This window comes from Micromonospora desertarenae (assembly GCF_056150265.1).
In genome coordinates, this window is sequence record NZ_JAXCFQ010000005.1 from 15,251 (window position 1) to 33,956 (window position 18,706).

General features: G+C 75.2%; 18 protein-coding genes. 6 read left to right on the top strand and 12 right to left on the bottom strand.

Annotation, left to right across the window (positions count from 1 at the left end; genetic code table 11):
- The first annotated feature begins 99 nt into the window (after positions 1-99).
- Positions 100-924, top strand: a complete 825-nt coding sequence (locus SM577_RS11685; RefSeq protein ID WP_474581913.1) for an HAD family hydrolase — start codon at positions 100-102, stop codon at positions 922-924.
- Between the two features lie 125 nt (positions 925-1,049).
- Here SM577_RS11685 and SM577_RS11690 read toward each other — a convergent pair whose 3' ends face one another.
- A complete protein-coding gene (locus SM577_RS11690) occupies positions 1,050-1,847 on the bottom strand; it encodes a S1 family peptidase (RefSeq protein WP_474586887.1) in 798 nt (265 codons plus the stop codon).
- Between the two features lie 217 nt (positions 1,848-2,064).
- On the opposite strand from SM577_RS11690, the gene SM577_RS11695 reads away from it, so the two are divergent.
- Positions 2,065-5,145, top strand: coding sequence for an Hsp70 family protein (locus SM577_RS11695; RefSeq protein WP_474586888.1), 3,081 nt, complete (start codon positions 2,065-2,067; stop codon positions 5,143-5,145).
- 149 nt (positions 5,146-5,294) lie between these two features.
- Positions 5,295-5,561 (top strand): hypothetical protein, encoded by a 267-nt coding sequence (locus SM577_RS11700; protein WP_302919070.1) that lies wholly within the window; start codon positions 5,295-5,297, stop codon positions 5,559-5,561.
- A gap of 169 nt (positions 5,562-5,730) precedes the next feature.
- Here SM577_RS11700 and SM577_RS11705 read toward each other — a convergent pair whose 3' ends face one another.
- Complete coding sequence (locus SM577_RS11705) at positions 5,731-6,297, bottom strand: cation:proton antiporter (protein ID WP_302919071.1); 567 nt, start codon at positions 6,295-6,297, stop codon at positions 5,731-5,733.
- A gap of 111 nt (positions 6,298-6,408) precedes the next feature.
- Between SM577_RS11705 and SM577_RS11710 the strand changes: the two genes are divergently transcribed.
- Together SM577_RS11710 and SM577_RS11715 are read left to right on the top strand one after the other, a co-directional pair.
- On the top strand, positions 6,409-7,632 hold the full coding sequence (locus SM577_RS11710; RefSeq protein WP_474586889.1) for a GNAT family N-acetyltransferase: 1,224 nt from the start codon (positions 6,409-6,411) through the stop codon (positions 7,630-7,632).
- A gap of 24 nt (positions 7,633-7,656) precedes the next feature.
- Complete coding sequence (locus SM577_RS11715) at positions 7,657-8,010, top strand: hypothetical protein (RefSeq protein WP_302919073.1); 354 nt, start codon at positions 7,657-7,659, stop codon at positions 8,008-8,010.
- A 69-nt stretch (positions 8,011-8,079) separates the two neighbouring features.
- On the opposite strand, the gene SM577_RS11720 is transcribed toward SM577_RS11715, so the two are convergent.
- From SM577_RS11720 to SM577_RS11735, 4 genes are all read right to left on the bottom strand, one after another.
- Positions 8,080-8,550: a ribose-5-phosphate isomerase gene (locus SM577_RS11720; protein WP_302919074.1), complete on the bottom strand. Its 471-nt coding sequence runs from the start codon at positions 8,548-8,550 to the stop codon at positions 8,080-8,082.
- 64 nt (positions 8,551-8,614) lie between these two features.
- On the bottom strand, positions 8,615-9,820 hold the full coding sequence (locus SM577_RS11725) for a DUF1015 family protein (RefSeq protein WP_474586890.1): 1,206 nt from the start codon (positions 9,818-9,820) through the stop codon (positions 8,615-8,617).
- An 82-nt stretch (positions 9,821-9,902) separates the two neighbouring features.
- Entirely contained in the window at positions 9,903-10,325 is a 423-nt protein-coding gene (locus SM577_RS11730) for a hypothetical protein (protein ID WP_302919076.1), read from the bottom strand.
- Between the two features lie 248 nt (positions 10,326-10,573).
- Positions 10,574-11,173 (bottom strand): mycothiol-dependent nitroreductase Rv2466c family protein, encoded by a 600-nt coding sequence (locus SM577_RS11735; protein WP_474581969.1) that lies wholly within the window; start codon positions 11,171-11,173, stop codon positions 10,574-10,576.
- A 244-nt stretch (positions 11,174-11,417) separates the two neighbouring features.
- On the opposite strand from SM577_RS11735, the gene pepN reads away from it, so the two are divergent.
- Positions 11,418-13,967, top strand: a complete 2,550-nt coding sequence (gene pepN, locus SM577_RS11740) for an aminopeptidase N (protein WP_474581970.1) — start codon at positions 11,418-11,420, stop codon at positions 13,965-13,967.
- A 335-nt stretch (positions 13,968-14,302) separates the two neighbouring features.
- Here the strand turns inward: pepN and SM577_RS11745 are convergent, their stop codons facing one another.
- Genes SM577_RS11745 through SM577_RS11770 form a run of 6 tightly spaced genes read right to left on the bottom strand, consistent with a single transcriptional unit; the run spans position 14,303 to position 18,559 of the window.
- Positions 14,303-14,710, bottom strand: coding sequence for a DUF5130 family protein (locus SM577_RS11745; protein ID WP_302919078.1), 408 nt, complete (start codon positions 14,708-14,710; stop codon positions 14,303-14,305).
- The gene (gene ctaJ, locus SM577_RS11750; RefSeq protein WP_446723590.1) at positions 14,697-15,005 is read right to left on the bottom strand and encodes an aa3-type cytochrome oxidase subunit CtaJ; all 309 of its coding nucleotides are present in this window, start codon (positions 15,003-15,005) and stop codon (positions 14,697-14,699) included. The genes SM577_RS11745 and ctaJ overlap by 14 nt, the downstream gene beginning before the upstream one ends.
- Before the next feature lie 48 nt (positions 15,006-15,053).
- Positions 15,054-16,517: an amidase gene (locus SM577_RS11755; protein WP_302919079.1), complete on the bottom strand. Its 1,464-nt coding sequence runs from the start codon at positions 16,515-16,517 to the stop codon at positions 15,054-15,056.
- Positions 16,518-16,566: 49 nt separating this feature from the next.
- Positions 16,567-17,607: an amidohydrolase family protein gene (locus tag SM577_RS11760; protein WP_474586891.1), complete on the bottom strand. Its 1,041-nt coding sequence runs from the start codon at positions 17,605-17,607 to the stop codon at positions 16,567-16,569.
- On the bottom strand, positions 17,607-18,131 hold the full coding sequence (locus SM577_RS11765) for a 3-hydroxyanthranilate 3,4-dioxygenase (RefSeq protein WP_474581917.1): 525 nt from the start codon (positions 18,129-18,131) through the stop codon (positions 17,607-17,609). The genes SM577_RS11760 and SM577_RS11765 overlap by 1 nt, the downstream gene beginning before the upstream one ends.
- On the bottom strand, positions 18,128-18,559 hold the full coding sequence (locus SM577_RS11770; protein WP_474586892.1) for a RidA family protein: 432 nt from the start codon (positions 18,557-18,559) through the stop codon (positions 18,128-18,130). The genes SM577_RS11765 and SM577_RS11770 overlap by 4 nt, the downstream gene beginning before the upstream one ends.
- Between the last annotated feature and the right edge of the window lie 147 nt (positions 18,560-18,706).

The following is an 18,706-nucleotide window of genomic DNA, read 5'->3' on the forward strand; positions in this document are numbered from 1 at the left end:
GCCGGTTGGCGGTGACGACCGGATTCCGCCCGCGCCGGCTCGCCCCCGGGCCGGCGACGCCGACCGCGCCGACCGGGCGCGGGTGGCAGGATCCGGCTCGTGGGTGGGAGACGTGACGTACGGGCCGTGGTCACCGACCTGGACGGCACCATCGTCCGGGCCGACGGCACGGTGAGCGAGGCGACCCTGGCGGCCGGCCGGGCGCTGCGGGCGGCCGGGATCCCGCTGGTGGCCGCCACCGCCCGGACGCCGGCCGGAATCCGGGCGCTGGGCGCCCTCGCGCCGCTGCTCAGCGTCGCCGTCTGCTGCACCGGCGCGATCGGCTACGACCCGGTCGGTGACCGGCTGCTGTGGCGGGAACGGATGCCGCGCGAGACCGTCACCGGGTTGCTCGACCGCCTCTCCGGGCAGTTGCCGGACGCGGAGTTGGCGGTCTACGACGGCCGGGCGTGGTTCATGACCGCGGCCTACCGGGCCATCCGGGGAGCCGACCACTTCGGACCACGAGCGGTGGTGGAGCGCCGGTGGCTGCCCGAGGTCGACGCCTGCGTGGCGGCCGTCTGCCACCCCGGCCTCGATCCGCCCGCGCTGATCGCCGCGCTGTCCGCCGCCGGCACCCCGCCGGTCGCGGCGACCTTCGGCCAGGCCGGCGCGCGCGCCGTCGAGGTGGCGCCGGCCGGGGTCGACAAGGCCAGCGGTGTGCTGCGCGCCCTCGCCGTGCTGGACGTGCCCTCCCAGTGCGCCGTCGCGTTCGGCGACATGCCGATCGACCTGCCGATGTTCGCCGCCGTCGGGCTCGGCGTCGCGATGGCGGACGCGCACCCGGAGGTGCTCGCCGCGGCCGGCGAGAGCACCGGCGGCGTCGAGGAGGACGGGTTCGCCGACTGGCTGCGCCGGGCGCGGGTGATCGGCCCGGCGGACTGAGGCCACGCGCCGGACCGGCCCGCTTTCCCTGCGCCCGCAGGTCGGGCGGGCATCGCGCCGGCGTCCCGCCGGCCCGGTACGCCGGTGGCCCGGCCGCCGACACGACCGGGCCACCGACCCTCGAATCAGCCGCCGAGGCTGGCGGCGGCCGACGCGATGGCCGAGGCGAACGTGCTCACCTGGGCGTAGACGCCGGGGTAGTTGGGCCGGGCGCAGCCGTTGCCCCAGCTGACGATGCCGACCTGGATCCAGGCGTTGGTCGCGTCCCGGCGGAACATCGGGCCGCCGGAGTCACCCTGGCAGGTGTCGACGCCGCCGCTGGCGTAGCCGGCGCAGATCTCCTCGCTCGGGATGATGTCGCCGCCGTAGTAGTTGTCGCAGGTGGTGTCGTCGACGAACGGGACGGTCGCCTTCAGCAGGTAGCGCTGCTGCGGGCCGCCCTCGCGGGCCGCGCCCCAGCCGGCGACGGTGAACGTGCCGTTGTCGTACGCCGTGGTGTTGGCGATCTTCAGGGTGCTGAGCGAGGTGACCGGGGTGGCGAGCCGGATCAGCGCCCAGTCCTTGCCGGCGCCGTTGTAGCCGGGCGCCCGGTAGACGTAGTTGGACCGGACCTGGATCCGGCTCGACGACTGGAGGTCGACCACGCCCAGGGTGGCGGTGATGCTGGTGTTGGTGCCGGTGCGGCCGACGCAGTGCGCCGCGGTGAGCACCAGCCGCGGGCTGTAGAGCGACCCGCCGCAGCCCATCGAGAGCCGGACCATGAACGGGAACTCGCCCTGCGCGGCCCGGGTCCCGCCGACGACGTACGGGGTCATGCCGTCCTCCGGCGCCGCGTTGGCCGGCACGGCCGCCACGAACGTTCCGGCGGTGACCACCGCCAACACGGCCGCCAACCGGCCGACGAGTCTGCGCCAACGCACCATTGGTCCCTCCAAGCCTCGACGGCGCGGCTCGTGACCGCCCCGTAGCTGTGATGGCGGGAGCGTACGCAACTGAATCGATGAATTGCAATATATAGATGTCATCCCGCCTCGGTCATACGACCGGCCGGCGCGCCGGACGACCGGCCGACCCGGTGGCGGCGTGGGCTGCGTACCATGCGGGACCGGGCATCCCCTCGTCCCGCGGAGGTATCGGCAGATGGCAGGCCAGCACGAGGGGTACGCCCTCGGCGTCGACCTGGGCACGTCGAACACGGTGGCGGTGCTCCGCCGCCCGGACGGGCAGACCCGCCCGCTGCTGGTGGACGGCCAGCCGATCATCCCCTCCGGCGTGTACGCCGACGCGGACGGCGTGCTGCACGCCGGCCGGGACGCCCAGCGGCTGGCCCGCACCGAGCCGGGCCGGTACGAACCGCACCCGAAGCGCCGGATCGACGAACCCGCGGTGGCCCTGGGCGACCGCCGCTATCCCCCGGCCGAGCTGCTGGCCGCCACCCTGCACGCGGTGGCCCGGGCCGCGGTCGAGGCGGTGGGCTTCCTGCCTCCGGCGGTGCTCACCTGCCCGGCGACCTGGGACGCGCCGCGCCGTCAGGTGCTCAGCGACGCGCTGGCGCTGGCCGGGTGGCCGTCGGCGGCCGAGCACACGATGTCCGGCCCCACCCCGCCCGGGACCCGGCTGCTGCGCGAACCGGTGGCCGCCGCCCGCTACTACACGCAGGTGCTGCGGCGGCCGGTGCCGGTCGGGGGCGTCATCGCGGTCTTCGACTTCGGCGCCGGGACGCTGGACGTCGCCGTGCTGCGCAACGAGGGCGCCGACCCGTGGGGCGACTCGGGGTTCACCGTGGTGACCGCGGGCGGCGCCGCGGACCTCGGCGGCCTGGACGTGGACGCCGCGCTGTTCGACCGGCTCGGCGAGCTGGTCGCCGGCGCGCATCCGGGCCGCTGGGCGGCGCTGACCCGGCCGGAGTCGACGACCCAGTGGCGGGAGCGCCACCAGCTCTGGGAGAACGTCCGGGGCGCCAAGGAGATGCTGTCCCGGGCGGCGGTCGCGCCGGTCGCCGTACCGGGGGTGGAGGCGGCGGTCCCGCTCACCCGGGACGACCTGGAACGGGTGGCCACCCCGCTGCTGCGCCGGGCCGTGGCGGTCACCCGGGAGGTGCTCGACGCGGCGGGCCTGCACCCGCAGCAGCTCGCCGGTCTCTTCCTGGTCGGCGGCGCCACCCGCACCCCGCTGGTGGCCCGGCTGCTGCACGCCGAACTCGGGGTGGCGCCGACCGTGCTGGAGCAGCCGGAGCTACCGGTCGCCGAGGGCGCGCTGACCGATCTGCCGCTCCCCCGGCCGGCCCGGGTGGCGGCCGGTTTCGGCGCGCCCGCGCTCGCCCCGCCGCCCGTCCCACCCGGGGCCGCCCCGCCGATCCCGACCCCCGTGTCGCCGCCGGGCGACGGGCCCACCGTGCCCGCCGCCCCTCCGGCGCAGACCACCCCGGCGGCACCGCACCCGGTCAGCCCCGCCGCGCCGCCGGCGACGGTTCCGGCGGCGCCGGCCCCCGGACAGGCGCCGCCGACCGTGCCCGCCGCGCACCCGACCAGCCCGGCCACGCCGGCCGGACCGGCGCCGCGGACCGTTCCCGCGCAGCCGACCAGCCCGGCCACACCGCCGGCGGTCCCGGCCGGCGGGGCACCGGCCCAGCAGAGCCTCCCGGCGACGCCGGGCCCGGCCCCGACAGCACCGACCGTGCCGGCGGTCGGGGCCGGCGCGCCGCCCGCGGCAACGCTGGTCGGCCCGCCCCCGCCACCCGCCACGCTCGCCGAGCCGCGGCCGCCGATCGCCGGCGCGCCCGGCGTACCCGCGGCGGGGCCGGGCTGGCCGGGGGGCGTGCCCGTCTCCGCCGCGCCGGTGTCGCCACCACCCGGCGGCCCGGGTCTCTTCCGGCGCCGGGCGGTGTGGATCACGCTCGGTGCCGTGCTCGCGCTCGCCGGCGTCACCGTCGCGGCGGTGCTGTACCTGACCCGGGACCGCTATCCCGGCCTGGAGTGGCAGAACCCGGTCGCCGAGGTGAACCGGGTGCCCGCCGGGGAGGAACGCCCGACGGAGATGTTCACAGCGGTTCTCGACGACCGCGGCTACCTCGCCCACCCGCTGCCCGACGGCCGGTTGGAGGTGGTCGCGATCGACACCCGCACGGGCGGGGAGCGGTGGCGCCGGCAGGTCGGGGGTTCCGGGCAGCGGTGGGACCGGATCGTCGCCCTGCCGGGGGCGGTCGCGGTCTTCGCCGACGCCACCTCCTCCGACACCCCGCGGGATCTGATCGTCCTGGACGGCGCGTCCGGCGACCGGCGGTGGGACGAGCCGATCCGGGGCGACGACGACGTGCTCTTCGCCGAGAACGTCGCGGTGCTCGTGGACCGGACCCTGGACCGGCTGGTCGGGCTGCGGCTGGACGACGGGGCCGAGGCGTGGACCCTGCCCAACCCGCGCGACGAGTACGGCGGCGCCCGCACCAACGTCTACCGGGTCACCACCGACGAGGCGCTGGGCGGGCCGGCGTACCCCAACGGCACCCCGCGCGACCCGTGGCGGGGTGACGCCCGCCGGATCGTGCAGGTCGGCGCGGACCGCTCGGTGCGGCTGATCGACACCGACACCAGGACCGTGATCCGCACCCGCGCCGGGGCGGCCGACCTCGACGACCTGGTGATGGCGCACGGCGACCGGCTCTACGTGGCCGACGACGAGTCGCGCTACCAGCTGCTGGCGTACGACCTGACCAGCGACGCGAAGCCGGAACTGCTCTACACCGCCGGGGACGGCCGGCGGCCGGAGGCGCTGGTGCCCTGCGGCGAGCGGCGGGTCTGCCTGCTCGAGGTGGCCGGCGGCGACGCGAAGACCGCCGAGCTGGTGGCGGTCACCGAGGAGCGGGCGGAGCGCTGGCCGGCGCCGGAGGCGACCGTGCTGGTGCCGCTCGGCGAGCATGTGCTGGCCCGGCGCACCTCGCCGGAGTCGGCCAGCACACTGTTCGGTCCGGACGGCCCGACCGTGCTGAAGGACCGGGACGGGGTGGCCGTGCGGATCGACGCGGGCAACCTGCTGGTCTTCGCCGACCGGCTCAGCTCGGTCGAGGACGACCGCAGCGTGGCCGGGGTGCCGGTGAGCTCGGGCAGGGTGGTCGAGCTGGGGCAGCTCAAGGACGTGCGGAGCGACACCTGCTCGTGGAACACAGCGGTGGTGGTCTGCGGCGCGGAGAAGGACTACGTGCTCTACCGGTTCGCCGAGCAGTGAGCCCGACGCGGCGCCGCCCACCACCCGACGCGGCGCCGCCCACCACCCGACGCGGCGCCGCCCACCACCCGACGCGGCGCCGCCCACCACCCGACGCGGCGCCGCCGGCCGCCCGTTTTGCGGGGGGACGCCCCGGGTAGGGCATCGGCATGGACACGAACACGAAGGCGCACCTGGTCGGCGGGCCGCGCGACGGCAGCACCCACGACGCCGGCGACAGCGCGCTGCTGGAGCTGGAGATCGACGGGATGATCCACCGCTACGTGCGGACCACGAAGCGGCACGGCGAGGACGGCATCCTCTACAACTACGACGGCATGGTGGCACCGGGCGGCGGCGAGCCCGGCGTCGAGGACCCGGCCGCCCGGGTCGCCTCGCCCAAGGCGGACGCCGAGGGGCAGGGCGGCTCGCACTGAGCCATCGATCAGCGACACGGTCGGTGTGGCCGGCCACGGATGATCCGCGGCCGGCCGGGTAAGCAGCGGCCGTCCTGGTGGAGAGACGACCTCGGTCGCGGGGCCCGCGACCGGACGCCCCCGGGCGGGCGGCGGCAGGCCGACCCGCCCGGGGCGTACCGGGGGTGGCTCAGTTGTTGGTGATCCAGTTCCAGGCCGACACGACCCACTCGGTCTGCTGGAGGTAGGCGACGCCGAGGCCGACCAGGAAGACCGCGGTCACCAGGTGCGCGCCGCGGGCGCTGCGGCGTACCCGGCCGAGTTGCCGCTCCAGCACCACCCGGCCGAGCAGCCGGGCGAGCGCGAAGAGCCCGGCCGCCACCAGCAGGCTCAGCACGAAGATCAGGAACGGGCCGGTCAGGTCACCGCCGCCGGAGATCGCCCAGATGCCCCAGCAGACGAAGGCGAAGAGCACCCCGGCGGCGCTCCACTCGCCGCCGCGCCGCAACTGCGCCAGGTGCCAGCTCATCGGCCGCCGCGGCGCCGGCTCGCCCGGCCAGCCGGTGCCGGTCGGCTCCTGGACCACCGGGAACGGCTCGGTGCGGGGCGTGCGGGGCCGGCCGACCGACGCCACCCCGGGCCGGAACGCGTCGCGCTGCGAGGGCACCCCGACGCCGGGCTGCGGCGGCACCCCGGCCCCCGGCTGCGGCGGCACCTCGACGGTCCGCTCCGCCCACGGCTGCGTCTGGTCTGCCATGTCGTCCCCTCCCCTGGACCGGCGGCGGCCCACCGGTCGCCGTCCCGGTTTCGAGGGTAGCCAGCCGGCAAATCGGTCGCCGACCGCGCACCGGTCGGTTAGACACGAGCCGTGACGAACTCCCCGCTGCCCGGCCGTGTCGAGGATTTCCACGAGCTGTCCCGGATGCTCGGTGAGCTGTTCCACAGCGGCTTCGACACCGAGACGCACGAGATCGAGAGCGGCATCTTCGAGCCGGAGCGGGCGCTGCTGGTGCGCGACGGCAGCGACCTGGTGGCCAGCGCCGCCGCCTTCACCCGCCGGCTGACCGTGCCGGGCGGCACCGTGCCGGCCGCCCACGTCAGCATGGTCGGGGTGGTGCCGACCCACCGTCGCCGCGGCCTGCTCACCTCGCTGATGCGCCACCAGCTGCGGCAGCTGGCCGACGCCCGCCGGGAGCCGGTGGCCGTGCTCTGGGCCAGCGAGGGGCGGATCTATCCCCGGTTCGGCTACGGACTGGCCGCGCAGCGGCTCTCCCTGGAGTGCGCCACCGGCGAGCTGCGGCTGCTCGCGCCGCCGCCGGACGCGGGCCGGCTGCGCCTGGACCGCCCGGCCGCGCGCCAGGCCGAGCTGGCCCGGGTGTACGACCGGGTGCGCCCGGACCGGCCGGGCTGGTCGAGCCGGAACGACGCCTGGTGGCGGTACGTGCTCGGCGACCCGGCGACGCAGCGCGGGGGCGCGACCGAGCGGCGGGTGGTGCTGCACGAGGGTCCCGACGGGGTCGACGGGTACGGGCTGTTCCGCACCCGGGCCGAGTGGGACCGCTCCGGGCCGCGCGGGCACACCCTCGTCGACGAGGTGGTGGCCACCACCCCGGGGGCGTACGCGGCGCTGTGGCGGATGCTGCTCTCCATCGACCTGACCCGGCAGCTCACCTTCCGGGCGGCGGCGGTGGACGAGCCGCTGCTGCGGCTGGTGGACGAGCCGCGCCGGCTCGGCGCCCAACTCGTCGACGCGCTCTGGCTGCGGGTGGTCGACGTGCCGGCCGCGCTCGCCGCCCGCCGGTACGCCACCGGCGTGGACCTGGTGATCGAGGTCACCGACGAGCTGCTGCCGGAGAACACCGGCCGGTGGCGGCTGACCGGCGGCCCGGAGGGCGCGGAGTGCGCGCCGACCGACCGGCCGGCGGAGCTGGCCTGCGACGTGCGCTGTCTCGCGGAGCTCTACCTCGGCGGGACGGGGCTGGCCGGGCTGGCCGCCGCGGGCCGGGTCGCCGAGCTGCGCCCCGGTGCCGTGGCCGCCGCCGGACCGGCCTTCGGCTGGCACCGCGCCCCGGCCGGCATGGAGGTGTTCTGATCCCGGGGGCGGTACGGTCGGCTGATGGGGGACGCGGAACGACGACGACTCGGCGACGCGGAACGGCGCCGGCGCCGGCTCCGGCACCAGCCGGGCGAGGCGACGGGGGCCGCCGACGGCCCGAGCGCGACCACCGCCGGGGTGCACGACGGCGGGGATCCGCCCCGCGGGCGGCGGGGTGGCCCGCCCGAGGACCGCGAGGGTGAGCGGGGTCTGCGGGGTCTGGTCGGATCCGGCTCGTCGCAGGTGAGCGTCACCGCCGCGATGCGGGCCCGGGACGCCGCCCGGCCCGGCGAGGCGGACCTGGCCGAGGCCGAGGAGCGTGTGGTGATCGTGCGCCGCAACTGGGTGCCCCGGGAGGACCTGCCGCGCCGCTGAGCCGGTCAGCCCACCGGCGACGCCGCCGCCGTGGCCGGGGGTGGCTGGCCGCGCCCCGGCCGGCGGCGGTCAGGCCGGCAGGGCGGGCAGGGTCCGGGTGTGCTCGTACTCGGCCACCTGGGCGATCCGCCGGGCGTGCCGCTCGTTGCCGGAGAACGGGGTGGCGAGGAACGCCTCGACGATGGCGGTCGCGTCGGCCAGGGTGTGCTGCCGGGCGCCGACGGCGACGATGTTCGCGTCGTTGTGCTCGCGGGCCAGCTGGGCGGTCTCGATGTTCCAGGCGAGCGCGGCGCGCACCCCGGCGACCTTGTTGGCGGCGATCTGCTCGCCGTTGCCGGAGCCGCCGATCACCACACCCAGGCTGCCCGCGTCGGCCACCACCCGGTCCCCGGTGTGCAGGCAGAACGCCGGGTAGTCGTCGTCCGGGTCGAAGGCGTGCGGGCCGACGTCGACCACGTCGTACCCCTGCGTGGCCAGGTGGTTGGCCAGGTGCACCTTCAACTCGAAACCGGCGTGGTCGGATCCCAGGTAGACGCGCATACCGCGCAGTCTGTCAGGCCGCCGCCCCCGGACGCCGCGCGGGCGGCGTCCGGGGGCGGATTCGTCACAGCTGCCCGGCCAGCTCGGCGGCCACCAGGCCGCCGCGCGCCTTCGGGGTGAACCAGGTGCTCTTGCGCGGCATCTTCTCCCGGGCCAGGTTCACCGCCACGAAGTCGTCGACGGTCACCGGGGCGATCAGCACGGCCAGCTCGGCCCGGCCGGCGTCGACCTCGCCGGTGAGCCAGCTCGCCGGGTAGTCGCCGCCGACGTAGGTGATCCGCTTGTCGCCCGGGTCCAGCCCGAGCGCGTCGCGCAGCAGCAGCCGCTCGACCAGGGCGTGGTCGAGGTTCTCCAGCCGGCCGTCGCCGATCCGCGGCAGGGTCACCGCGTACCCCTGGCCGGGGAGCCGGAGGTGCACGGTGCCGCCGGTCGCCGGGACCTCGACCGGGCCGTCGATCGGGGTGACCCGCGCGCCGGCGGCGCGCAACCGGTCGAGCAGCTCCTCCGGCGTGGTGGTCAGCTCGCTGACCAGCCGGTTGTAGGGCTGGATGGCCACCGACGCGGGTGTGGTGACCACCGCCAGGAAGCGCGGCAGCCCGCCGGTCTGGGCGGCCAGGCTGCGGTGGTTGCCGTCGGCGACGACCAGTTCGCCGCCGCCGGCCAGCGCGGTCAGCTGGTCCTGCTCGGGCCCGGGGCCGACCAGCCAGATGGCGTGCGTGCGCCCGGCCTGGTCGGTGTCGGTGGCGGCGGGCGCGCCGGCCGCCTCGGTGGCGGCCGCGAGCGCGGCGTGCAGCTCGTCGCCCCGCCCGGTCTGCAGCAGCAGTACGGGCGAGAGCAGGTGGCCCAGCGCCTCGGCCAGCGCGACCCGCTCCCGCACCTTGGCGATGAAGACGTCCTCGTTGCGGATCACCAGACCGGGCTCGTCGGCCCGGGTGGAGATCTGGTCGGTGTCCACCATCGCGAAGAGCCCGTACGCCGACTCCTCCCCCGGCGCGCTGATCCGGTAGAGCACCACGACCTGCTCGGCGGGGGTGTAACTGCCGTCCGCCTTCGCCTCGGCGAGCCGGGCGACCGCGTCCGGCAGCGCCTCGAGGAAGGACTTGCCGAGGCTCTCCGGCGCCCGGTGCGGCATCTCGATGCCGAGGGCACTGTGCGGGTTCGCCTCGATGATCGCGGTGATCTCCGCGTCGTCGGCGAACTCGTCGTAGTTCTGCGCGCCGGTGCCGCCAGTGGTGATCCAGGCCCGGGCGATCGGATGCACGACCGTCATGACCGCTGACGCTACCGGGGGCGCGGCGGCCGGCGACCGCGGACCCGTACGCGTCCACCAGATGAAAGAGCCGGGCCCCGGCTCAGTCGGTGCGCTCCGCCGAGCCCGCCTGCCGGCGGTGCCGCCCGGTGGAGACCGGCCGGCGGTGGCTGGGGGACGGGGCGTGCGGCCCGCGGCGACCGCCCACCGGGCCGACCGGGTCCGCCGAGCCGATCGGCGAGCCCAGCGGCGCGGGCACGGCCGGCCGGCTGGGCCCGGCCGGCGCGGGCCGGGCGGCCACCGGCGCGGGCCGGTCGGCGGCCGGCGGGGTCAGCCGGGAGGTCGCCGGCACCCGGGCGACGCCGACCACGATCGGCGGGGCGAGCAGGTCGACCACGTCCGGGGGAAGGTCGGGGCGGAGCGCCGGCCAGCGGGAGTCGTCGACCGACCAGTACGCCGCGTCGGGGCTGCCGGCCACCTCCTCACCGCTCGGGGAATCGTCAACGGACGCACGGTGCTTGGCCATCGGGATGCCTCCACGAGCTGCGGGGTGCGGCCCTGCGGGTCGCTGCGGCGGACATGGAGGCCAACGAGCCCCCCACCACCCCGGTGACGCTCCCGGCCAGCCCCAGCCCCCTGCCCCACCCGCTCCCCCTACCCCCTGCCCAGGGCCTCCCCGGCCCCTGCCGTCGACCAGGGGCTCGTGTCCGGTTCCGGCGCGGATCCGACCCGAACCCCTTGGTCAACGCGGACAGGGCGGGAGCGGGGCGGGGGTCAGTCGAAGATGGGGTCGAGGTCGCGGGAGCGCTTCAGCTCGAAGAAGCCGGGGGTCGCCGAGACCAGCAGGACGCCGTCCCAGAGGCGACCGGCGGCCTCGCCCTTCGGAGCCGGGGTGACCACCGGGCCGAAGAAGGCGACCTGGCCGCCGTCCGGGCCCGGGGCGTGGATCACCGGGGTGCCCACGTCGGTGCCGACCGGCCGCATACCCGCCTCGTGGCTGGCCCGCAGCGCCTCGTCGTACTCGGTGCTCCCGGCCGCCTCGGCCAGCGCCGGGTCCAGCCCGGCGTCGGTCAGGGCGGCGGCGTACAGCTCCGGCCCGAGGTTCTGCTTGCCCAGGTGGATCCGGGTGCCGAGGGCGGTGTAGAGCTTGCGCAGCACCTCCGCGCCGTGGCGCTGCTCCGCGGCGATGCAGATCCGCACCGGACCCCAGCCGGTCCGCATCAGCTCCTGGTACTGCTCGGGCAGGTCGCGGCCCTCGTTGAGCACCGACAGGCTCATCACGTGGAAGCGGATGTCCACGTCCCGGACCTGTTCGACCTCCAGCAGCCAACGGGAGGTGATCCACGCCCACGGGCAGAGGGGGTCGAACCACATGTCGACGGCGGCACGCTCGGTCACGGTGAGGTCCCTTCACGACGGGTGACGCCGGGGTTCCGGCGCCTCACCCCGATCTTCGCCCCCGGCGCCGGGGTGTGGTACCGGAACGAGAGCGTGACCTCGACCACCGCGGGCCGCCGGTGCATGCAAGACTCGGATCCGACCGGCCGCCACGAGCGGTCGGCGGACGGGCGCCGCCGCGGCGTACGGCGAGAGTGGGATGGAGACGAACGTGCCGGGAGTGCGCAACCTGACGCAGGTCGAGGCGACCGAGCGGGCCCGCCTGCTCGACGTGACCGGGTATGACATCAGTCTGGACCTGTCGAGCGCCGTCCAGGCGGCCGAGGGCCGCACCTTCCGATCGACCACCGAGGTCCGGTTCCGGTGCGCCGAGCCGGGCGCGAGCACCTTCATCGAGGTGGCCGCCGACTCGGTGCGCTCGGCGACGCTGAACGGCAACCCGGTCGACCTGGGCGACTGGTCCGCCGAGAAGGGCCTGACGCTGTCCGGCCTGGACAGCGAGAACGTCCTGGTGGTCGACGCCGACTTCGCGTACTCCAACAGCGGGCAGGGGCTGCACCGCACGGTCGACCCGGTCGACGGCGAGACCTACCTCTACAGCCAGTTCGAGACGGCCGACGCGCAGCGGGTCTTCGCCTGCTTCGACCAGCCCGACCTGAAGAGCGTCTACACCTGGCGCGCCACCGTCCCCGAGCACTGGCGGGTGGTGTCCAACATGCCGGTGGCGCGCGAGGAGGCGGCCGGCGAGGGCCTGAAGACCGTCCACTTCGCCGAGTCGGCCCGGATGAGCACCTACATCACCGCGCTCTGCGCCGGCCCCTACCACGAGGTGCGGGACAGCCACGACGGGATCGAGCTGGGCGTGTTCTGCCGGGCGTCGATGGCGCAGTACCTGGACGCCGACGACCTCTTCCTGATCACCAAGCAGGGCTTCGACTTCTTCCACGAGAAGTTCGGCGTCCGCTACCCGCTGCCCAAGTACGACCAGCTCTGGGTGCCCGACTTCAACGCCGGCGCGATGGAGAACTTCGGCTGCGTCACGCACGCCGAGTCGCACTACATCTTCCGCTCGCAGGTCACCGACTTCGAGTACGAGCAGCGGGCCAACACGATCCTGCACGAGCTGGCCCACATGTGGTTCGGTGACCTGGTCACCATGCGCTGGTGGAACGACCTGTGGCTGAACGAGTCGTTCGCCGAGTGGGCCAGCCACTGGTGCAACACCCACGCCACCCGGTTCACCGACGCGTGGACCACCTTCCTGTCCATCCGGAAGAACTGGGGCTACCGGCAGGACCAGCTCTCCTCCACCCACCCGGTCTACTGCGAGATGCCGGACCTGGAGGCGGTCGAGGTCAACTTCGACGGCATCACCTACGCCAAGGGCGCCAGCGTGCTCAAGCAGCTCGTCGCGTACGTGGGTGAGGAGCCGTTCCTGGCCGGCCTGCGGACGTACTTCGAGAAGCACGCCTGGGGCAACGCCACCTTCGACGACCTGCTCTCCGAGCTGGAGGCGGCCTCCGGCCGGGAGCTGCGCAAGTTCGCCGCCCAGTGGCTGGAGACCGCGCAGGTCAACACGCTGCGTCCCGAGGTGACGATCGACGCGGACGGCGCGTACCAGCAGGTGGTGGTCCGGCAGGAGGCCCCGGCCGGGCACCCGACGCTGCGGACCCACCGGATCGGCGTGGGCCTCTACGACCTCACCGACGGCCGGCTGGTGCGCCGCCAGCGGCTGGAGGTGGACGTGACCGGCGAGCGGACCGAACTGGCCGAGCTGCGCGGGGTGCGCGCCGCCGACGTGCTGCTGCTCAACGACGACGACCTCACCTACACCAAGCTGCGGCTGGACGAGCGGTCCATGGCGACGGTGGTGCAGCACATCGCCGGCCTCGAATCGTCGCTCGCCCGCGCCCTGTGCTGGACGGCGGCCTGGGACATGACCCGCGACGCCGAGCTGGCCGCCCGCGACTACGTGGCGCTGGTGCTGGCCGGGCTGCCCGCCGAGACCGACATCAACCTGGTCACCGCGACGCTGCGGCAGGCCACCACCACGCTCACCTTCTACGCCGACCCGGCCTGGGCGCCGACCGGCTGGGCGGAGCTGGCCCGTACCGCCCGGGCGGCGCTGGCCGCCGCGGAGCCGGGCAGCGGCTTCCAGCTCGCCTGGGCCCGCGCGTACGCCTCGGCGGCCCGCTCCGCCGAGGACCTGGCCACGCTGCGCGGCTGGCTGGCGGGCAGCGAGGTGCCGGCCGGGCTCACCATCGACACCGAGCTGCGCTGGGCGGTGCTCGGTGCGCTGGTGGCCAACGGCGCGGCCGGCCCGGCGGAGATCGAGGCCGAGCTGGCCGCCGACCGCACCGCCAGCGGCGAGCGGGAGGCCGCGTACGCGCACGCGCTGGTGCCGACGGCGGAGAACAAGGCAGCCGTCTGGGCGCAGCTGACCGGCCCGGAGGCGCTGCCGAACTGGCGGCACCGGGCGCTGTTGCAGGGCCTGACCCACCCGGCGCAGGTCGAGCTGGTCGCGCCCTACCGGGAGAAGTACTTCGCCGCGGTGGGCCAGGTGTGGGCCAGCCGGGACAGCGAGCCGGCCCAGGAGTTCGCGCAGTTGGCGTACCCGGCGTACCTGGTCGAGGAGGACACGGTGGCGGCCACCGACGCCTGGCTGGCGGCCGAGGGCCACCCGGGCCCGCTGCGCCGGCTGGTCGCCGAGGGCCGCGACGGCGTGGTCCGCGCCCTCAAGGCCCGCGCCAGGGACGCCCAGAGCGCCTGAGTCAGCGTGACCGGCCGGGGCCGGCGTGGGCGGGAGCCCACGCCGGCCCCGGCCGCTATCGCTCGGAACCGTCGGGCCGGACGACCCGGTCGAGGTCGCCGAGACCGGGCCGATGAGGTTCGGCCCGGTCTCCAGGCCGCTGACCGAACGGTCTGCTCGACAGCGGCAGCAGCCCGGCAGAGACGTACCCGGGTCGAGCGTGATACCTCAGAGTCATCGATATGACTCTGAGGTATCGCCCGCAACGGCCAGTGCCGAGCCGGTAGCCCGTCCGCGCACGCGACGAAGCCCGGCCCGCGTGGAACGCGGACCGGGCTTCGTCGTACGAGGAGGAATCAGCCCTTGCCGGCGTGGCTGGCGAGCTGGTCCAGGCCGTTGATGATGCCGCCGGCCAGGTCGCCGCCGCCGAACGCCGCGACCATGGAGAGCGCGGCCAGCTTGGCGTACGTGTCCGGGATGCGCTTGCGGGCGTAGCGGCCGGTGACGATCTCCAGCTGGCGCTGGTTGGGCGAGACCGCGATCAGCACCGACTTGTCGGGCTCGGCGAGCTGGCGGTGCAGCCGCTCGGCGTGCTCCCGGATCGGCTCGTCGAGACCGCCGACGAAGACCGAGAAGACCAGCCCGGTGTTCTGGTCGGCCAGCCGGAGCGCCTCGTCGATGCGCAGCAGCTGTCGGGTCGAGAACGGCCCGTCCAGCACCTGGGGCGGATTGTCCGGCCCGGCCTGCTTCTCACCAACGGTCACTTGCGCCTCCGGTTCCACCGGCCGGCGCCATCTCGCCGGCCTGCTCCTGCTTGCGGCTGGTCAGCGCCGGCGCCTGCGCGCCCGCTGCCAGGGCGGTGCCGGCCGAGTCGGCCAGCTGCTCCGGACGGGCCAGGAACCAGACCGGAGTGAAGTCGAAGGGCCGACCCGGCCGGTAGCGCTTGGCGCCGCCACCGCCGCCACGACTACCGGCGTACGCCAGACCGGCGATCACCAGCACCGCGGCCGCCGGGATGCCGACGAAGACCAGCAACGTCTCGGTAACAGACAATCCCAACGCCCCCAGGCGGAAAGAGAGACCAGAGCATCCGGGTCGGGTGGACGATCATGGCGCCGACCGCCCGACTCCGCTGCCATTCACGTTAGCGGAGCCGACGGCCCGCCAGATTGCGGGGTGGCGATCCCACCCGCCACTGGAGTCCTCCAGTTGCGCAGCCGTGGCGATCAGCCGCGCGTCGTCACCGTACCGGCCGGTCAGCAGCACCCCGACCGGCAGACCCTCGGCGGTCACGCCCACCGGCAGCGAGACGGACGGATCGCCGGTGACGTTGAAGATGGCGCAGTACGGCGAGAACCGGCGTTGCCGGTCGAAATCCTCCGCCGGGTCGCCGCCCTCGGTGAACCAGCCCACCGGCGCCTGCGGCGCGGCGAGGGTGGGGCAGAGCAGCAGGTCACAGCCGGCGGTGCGGTGCACACCGAGGCGTACCTGCGCCTGGAGCTCGCCGAGCGTGGTGGTGAGGGTGGCCGCGGAGATCGCCGCGCCGCGGGCCCGCAGGTGGCGGGTCAGCGGCAGCAGTCGGCTCTCCAGCTCCGGCGGCACCGGGGCGAGCGCCAGCACGTACCAGACGATCTCGAACAGCGGCCACGCCGCCGGCCCGAGCGGCGGCGGCACCTCGACCACCTCGTGGCCCGCCGCGGTGAGCAGCGCGGCGGCCCGGTCGACGGCGGCGACGCAGTCCGGGTGGACCGGTTCGTCGGCGAGCATCGGGGCGGTGAACCGGCCGATCCGCAGCCGGCCGGGGGCGGCCTGCCGGGCCGCGGCCAGGTAGCCGCCGGCCGGCGGCAGCGGCGGCAGGTACGGCTCCCCCGGCACCGGCTGCGCCAGCACGTCGAGCAGGGCCGCCACGTCGGCCACGGTCCGTCCGATCGGGCCGCTAGTGGGCAGGCCGAAGGCGCCGAAGCCGAGCGGGCCGCCGGAGACCAGCCCGCGGCTGGGCTTGTAGCCGATCAGGCCGCACAGCGACGCCGGGATGCGCAGCGAGCCGCCGCCGTCGGAGCCCTGTGCCACCGGCACCAGCCCGGCCGCCACCGCCGCCGCCGCGCCCCCGCTGGAGCCGCCCGCGGTGTACGCCAGGTGCCACGGGTTGCGGGCCGGCGGCGCGACCAGCCCCTCGGAGTAGAGCGAACAGCCCAGCTCCGAGGTGGTGGTCTTGCCGAGACTGACCAGCCCGGCGGCGCGCATGAAGCGGACCACGTCGGCGTCGACCGGCGGCACGAAGTCGGCGAAGGCGGCCGAGCCGAAGGTGGTCCGCACCCCGGCGGTGAGGGTGAGGTCCTTGATCGCGGTCGGTACGCCGTGCAGCGGCCCGCGCCGCTCGACCGGCACCGCGTCGGCGGCCCGGGCGGCCGCCCGGGCCAGTTCCGGCGTGACGGTGACGAACGCCCCGACCGTGTCGCCGAGCGCGGCGACCCGGTGCAGGTGGTGCTCGACGAGTTCCACGCTGGACAGCTCGCCACCGGCGATCGCGGCGGCCTGCTCCAGCGCGGTCAGGTCGTGCGGCTCGGCCATCCCCTCATCCTGCCCGCCCACCTGCCGCCGGGCACGCAGACACGACCGGTCAGGCGGACTCTGACCGGCCGAGGAAGCGCAGGGCGTTGCCGCCGAGGAGCTTGTCGCGCTGGTCGGCGGTGAGGAAGTCGGCCCTGCGGACCACCTGCCCGACCGGCCGTTCGCCCAGCGGGTACGGGTAGTCGCTGCCGACCAGCACCCGGTCCTCCCCCATGGTGTCCACCAGCAGCCGCAGCGCGGCCGGCTCGAAGACCACCGAGTCGACGCAGAACCGGTCGACGTAGCTGCTGGGCGGGGCGGTCGAGGAGCCCCGGACCAGGTCGCCGCGGCGGTGCCAGGCGTTGTCCGCCCGGCCCAGCCAGAACGGGAAGCTGCCGCCGCCGTGCGCGAAGCAGATCCGCAGCGTCTCCGGCACCCGGTCGAAGACGCCACCGAGGATCAGCGCCAGCACCGACAGGTGGGTCTCGGCCGGCATGCCGGTGAGCCAGCGGGCCATCCACCGGTCCAACCGGGGGCCGCCGGGCATGTCCCACGGGTGGACGAAGACCGGCGCGCCCACCCGGGCGCAGTGGGTGAGGAACTCGACGATGCCGCCGTCGTCCAGGTCGCGGTCGCCCACGTGGTTGCCGATCTCGACGCCCGCGTGCCCGGCGGCCAGGCAGCGGTCCAGTTCGGCGCAGGCGGCCGCCGGATCCTGCAACGGCACCTGGCAGAACGGCACCAGCCGCCCGCCGCCGGCCGCGGTCACCTCCAGGGTGAGGTCGTTGAAGATCCGGGCCACCTTCGCCGCCTGGTCGGCCGGCCGGTCGTAGCCGAAGAAGACCGGGGTGGGCGAGACGACCTGGAGGTCGACGCCGTCGGCGGCCATGTCCGCCAGCCGGGTCGGCGCGTCCCAGCAGGACGCGCCGATCGGGCGGAACTCCGTCTCGCCCACCATGATCATGGCGGCGCGTTCGGAGTCGACCCGCAGCCACGGCCAGCCGGACCCGCCGCACGCGGCGCCGAGGTCCGGCCAACCCTTCGGTACGACGTGCGTGTGCACGTCCACCACCGGGGACCGGCCCGGCCGGCCCTCGACGGCAGCGGCCATCAGCCCTTCCCCGGATGCAGCGCGCCGCAGTTGTCGCAGGTCCGCGCGTTCTCGTCGGTGTAGAAGGCCTGGAAGACCGGGGGCAGGTCGGCGGCGATGTCGCGCACCTGGAGCTCCACCTCGTGCACCTTGTGCCCGCACTCCTGGCAGTACCACTGGAACTTCTCCAGGGTGCCCTCCTCGCGGACCCGCTCGATCACCATGCCGATCGAGCCGGCCTCCGGCCGCTGCGGCGAGTGCGGGGTGTTGCGCGGCAGCATCCACATCTGACCCTCGCGGACGTGCACCGTCCGCGGCCCCTCCGGGGTCATCAGGTTGACGTGCATGTTGCCCTTGACCTGGTAGAAGAACTCCTCGTACGGGTCGACGTGGAAGTCGGTGCGCTGGTTCGGCCCGCCGACCACCATGACGATGAAGTCGTCGCTGCCCGGCAGCATCTCCTTGTTGCCCACCGGCGGCTTGAGCAGGTGCTGGTTCTCCGCGATCCACCCGGGAAAGCTGAACGGTTCGGCGATCTCGCTCACGACTGACCTCCTGAGGGGAGAAGGGCCACTGCCTGAATCTCGATGAGCAGGTGCGGGTGCGGCAACTGGTGCACGGCGACGGTGGTGCGGGTCGGCCCGGTGGCGTCGAAGAACTCGGCCCACACCTCGTTGTAGCCGCCGAAGTCGTTCATGTTCACCAGGTACGAGGTGACCTGCACCAGGTCGGACAGCTCGGCGCCGACCGACCGCAGCAGGTCGCGGATGTTCTCGATCACGGCCCGGGTCTGCACCCGGATGTCCAGGTTGGTGGTGCCGAACCCGTCCACCTCGACACCGGCGAAGGTGTTGTCCGGCCGCCGGGACGACGTACCGGAGACGAAGACGAACCCACCGGCCACCTTGACGTGCGGAAACGCGCCCCGCGGCACAGCCTTCCCGGCGACGACGCGCGCCTCGACCCCGCTCATGACCAACCACCTGGCAGCGACGCGCGGACGGTGACCACGACGGGGTTCCGGGCAGCCCGCCCGGCGAGGGGACGCGGCCCACCGGCCGACGCGCGGACGGCGACCACGACCGGGTTCCGGGCAGCCCGCCCGGCGGAGGGATCAAGC

Excerpts from the sequence above, each read along its gene's own strand:
- SM577_RS11755 (WP_302919079.1), bottom strand. The coding sequence starts at position 16,517 with ATGGCCGAGCCGCACGACCTGACCGCGCTGGAGCAGGCCGCCGCGATC.
- SM577_RS11695 (WP_474586888.1), top strand. The coding sequence starts at position 2,065 with ATGGCAGGCCAGCACGAGGGGTACGCCCTCGGCGTCGACCTGGGCACG.
- SM577_RS11720 (WP_302919074.1), bottom strand. The coding sequence starts at position 8,550 with ATGCGCGTCTACCTGGGATCCGACCACGCCGGTTTCGAGTTGAAGGTG.
- SM577_RS11770 (WP_474586892.1), bottom strand. The coding sequence starts at position 18,559 with ATGAGCGGGGTCGAGGCGCGCGTCGTCGCCGGGAAGGCTGTGCCGCGG.
- SM577_RS11690 (WP_474586887.1), bottom strand. The coding sequence starts at position 1,847 with ATGGTGCGTTGGCGCAGACTCGTCGGCCGGTTGGCGGCCGTGTTGGCG.
- SM577_RS11715 (WP_302919073.1), top strand. The coding sequence starts at position 7,657 with ATGGGGGACGCGGAACGACGACGACTCGGCGACGCGGAACGGCGCCGG.
- SM577_RS11760 (WP_474586891.1), bottom strand. The coding sequence starts at position 17,607 with ATGGCCGCTGCCGTCGAGGGCCGGCCGGGCCGGTCCCCGGTGGTGGAC.
- SM577_RS11705 (WP_302919071.1), bottom strand. The coding sequence starts at position 6,297 with ATGGCAGACCAGACGCAGCCGTGGGCGGAGCGGACCGTCGAGGTGCCG.
- SM577_RS11700 (WP_302919070.1), top strand. The coding sequence starts at position 5,295 with ATGGACACGAACACGAAGGCGCACCTGGTCGGCGGGCCGCGCGACGGC.
- SM577_RS11725 (WP_474586890.1), bottom strand. The coding sequence starts at position 9,820 with ATGACGGTCGTGCATCCGATCGCCCGGGCCTGGATCACCACTGGCGGC.
- SM577_RS11735 (WP_474581969.1), bottom strand. The coding sequence starts at position 11,173 with ATGTGGTTCGACCCCCTCTGCCCGTGGGCGTGGATCACCTCCCGTTGG.
- SM577_RS11730 (WP_302919076.1), bottom strand. The coding sequence starts at position 10,325 with ATGGCCAAGCACCGTGCGTCCGTTGACGATTCCCCGAGCGGTGAGGAG.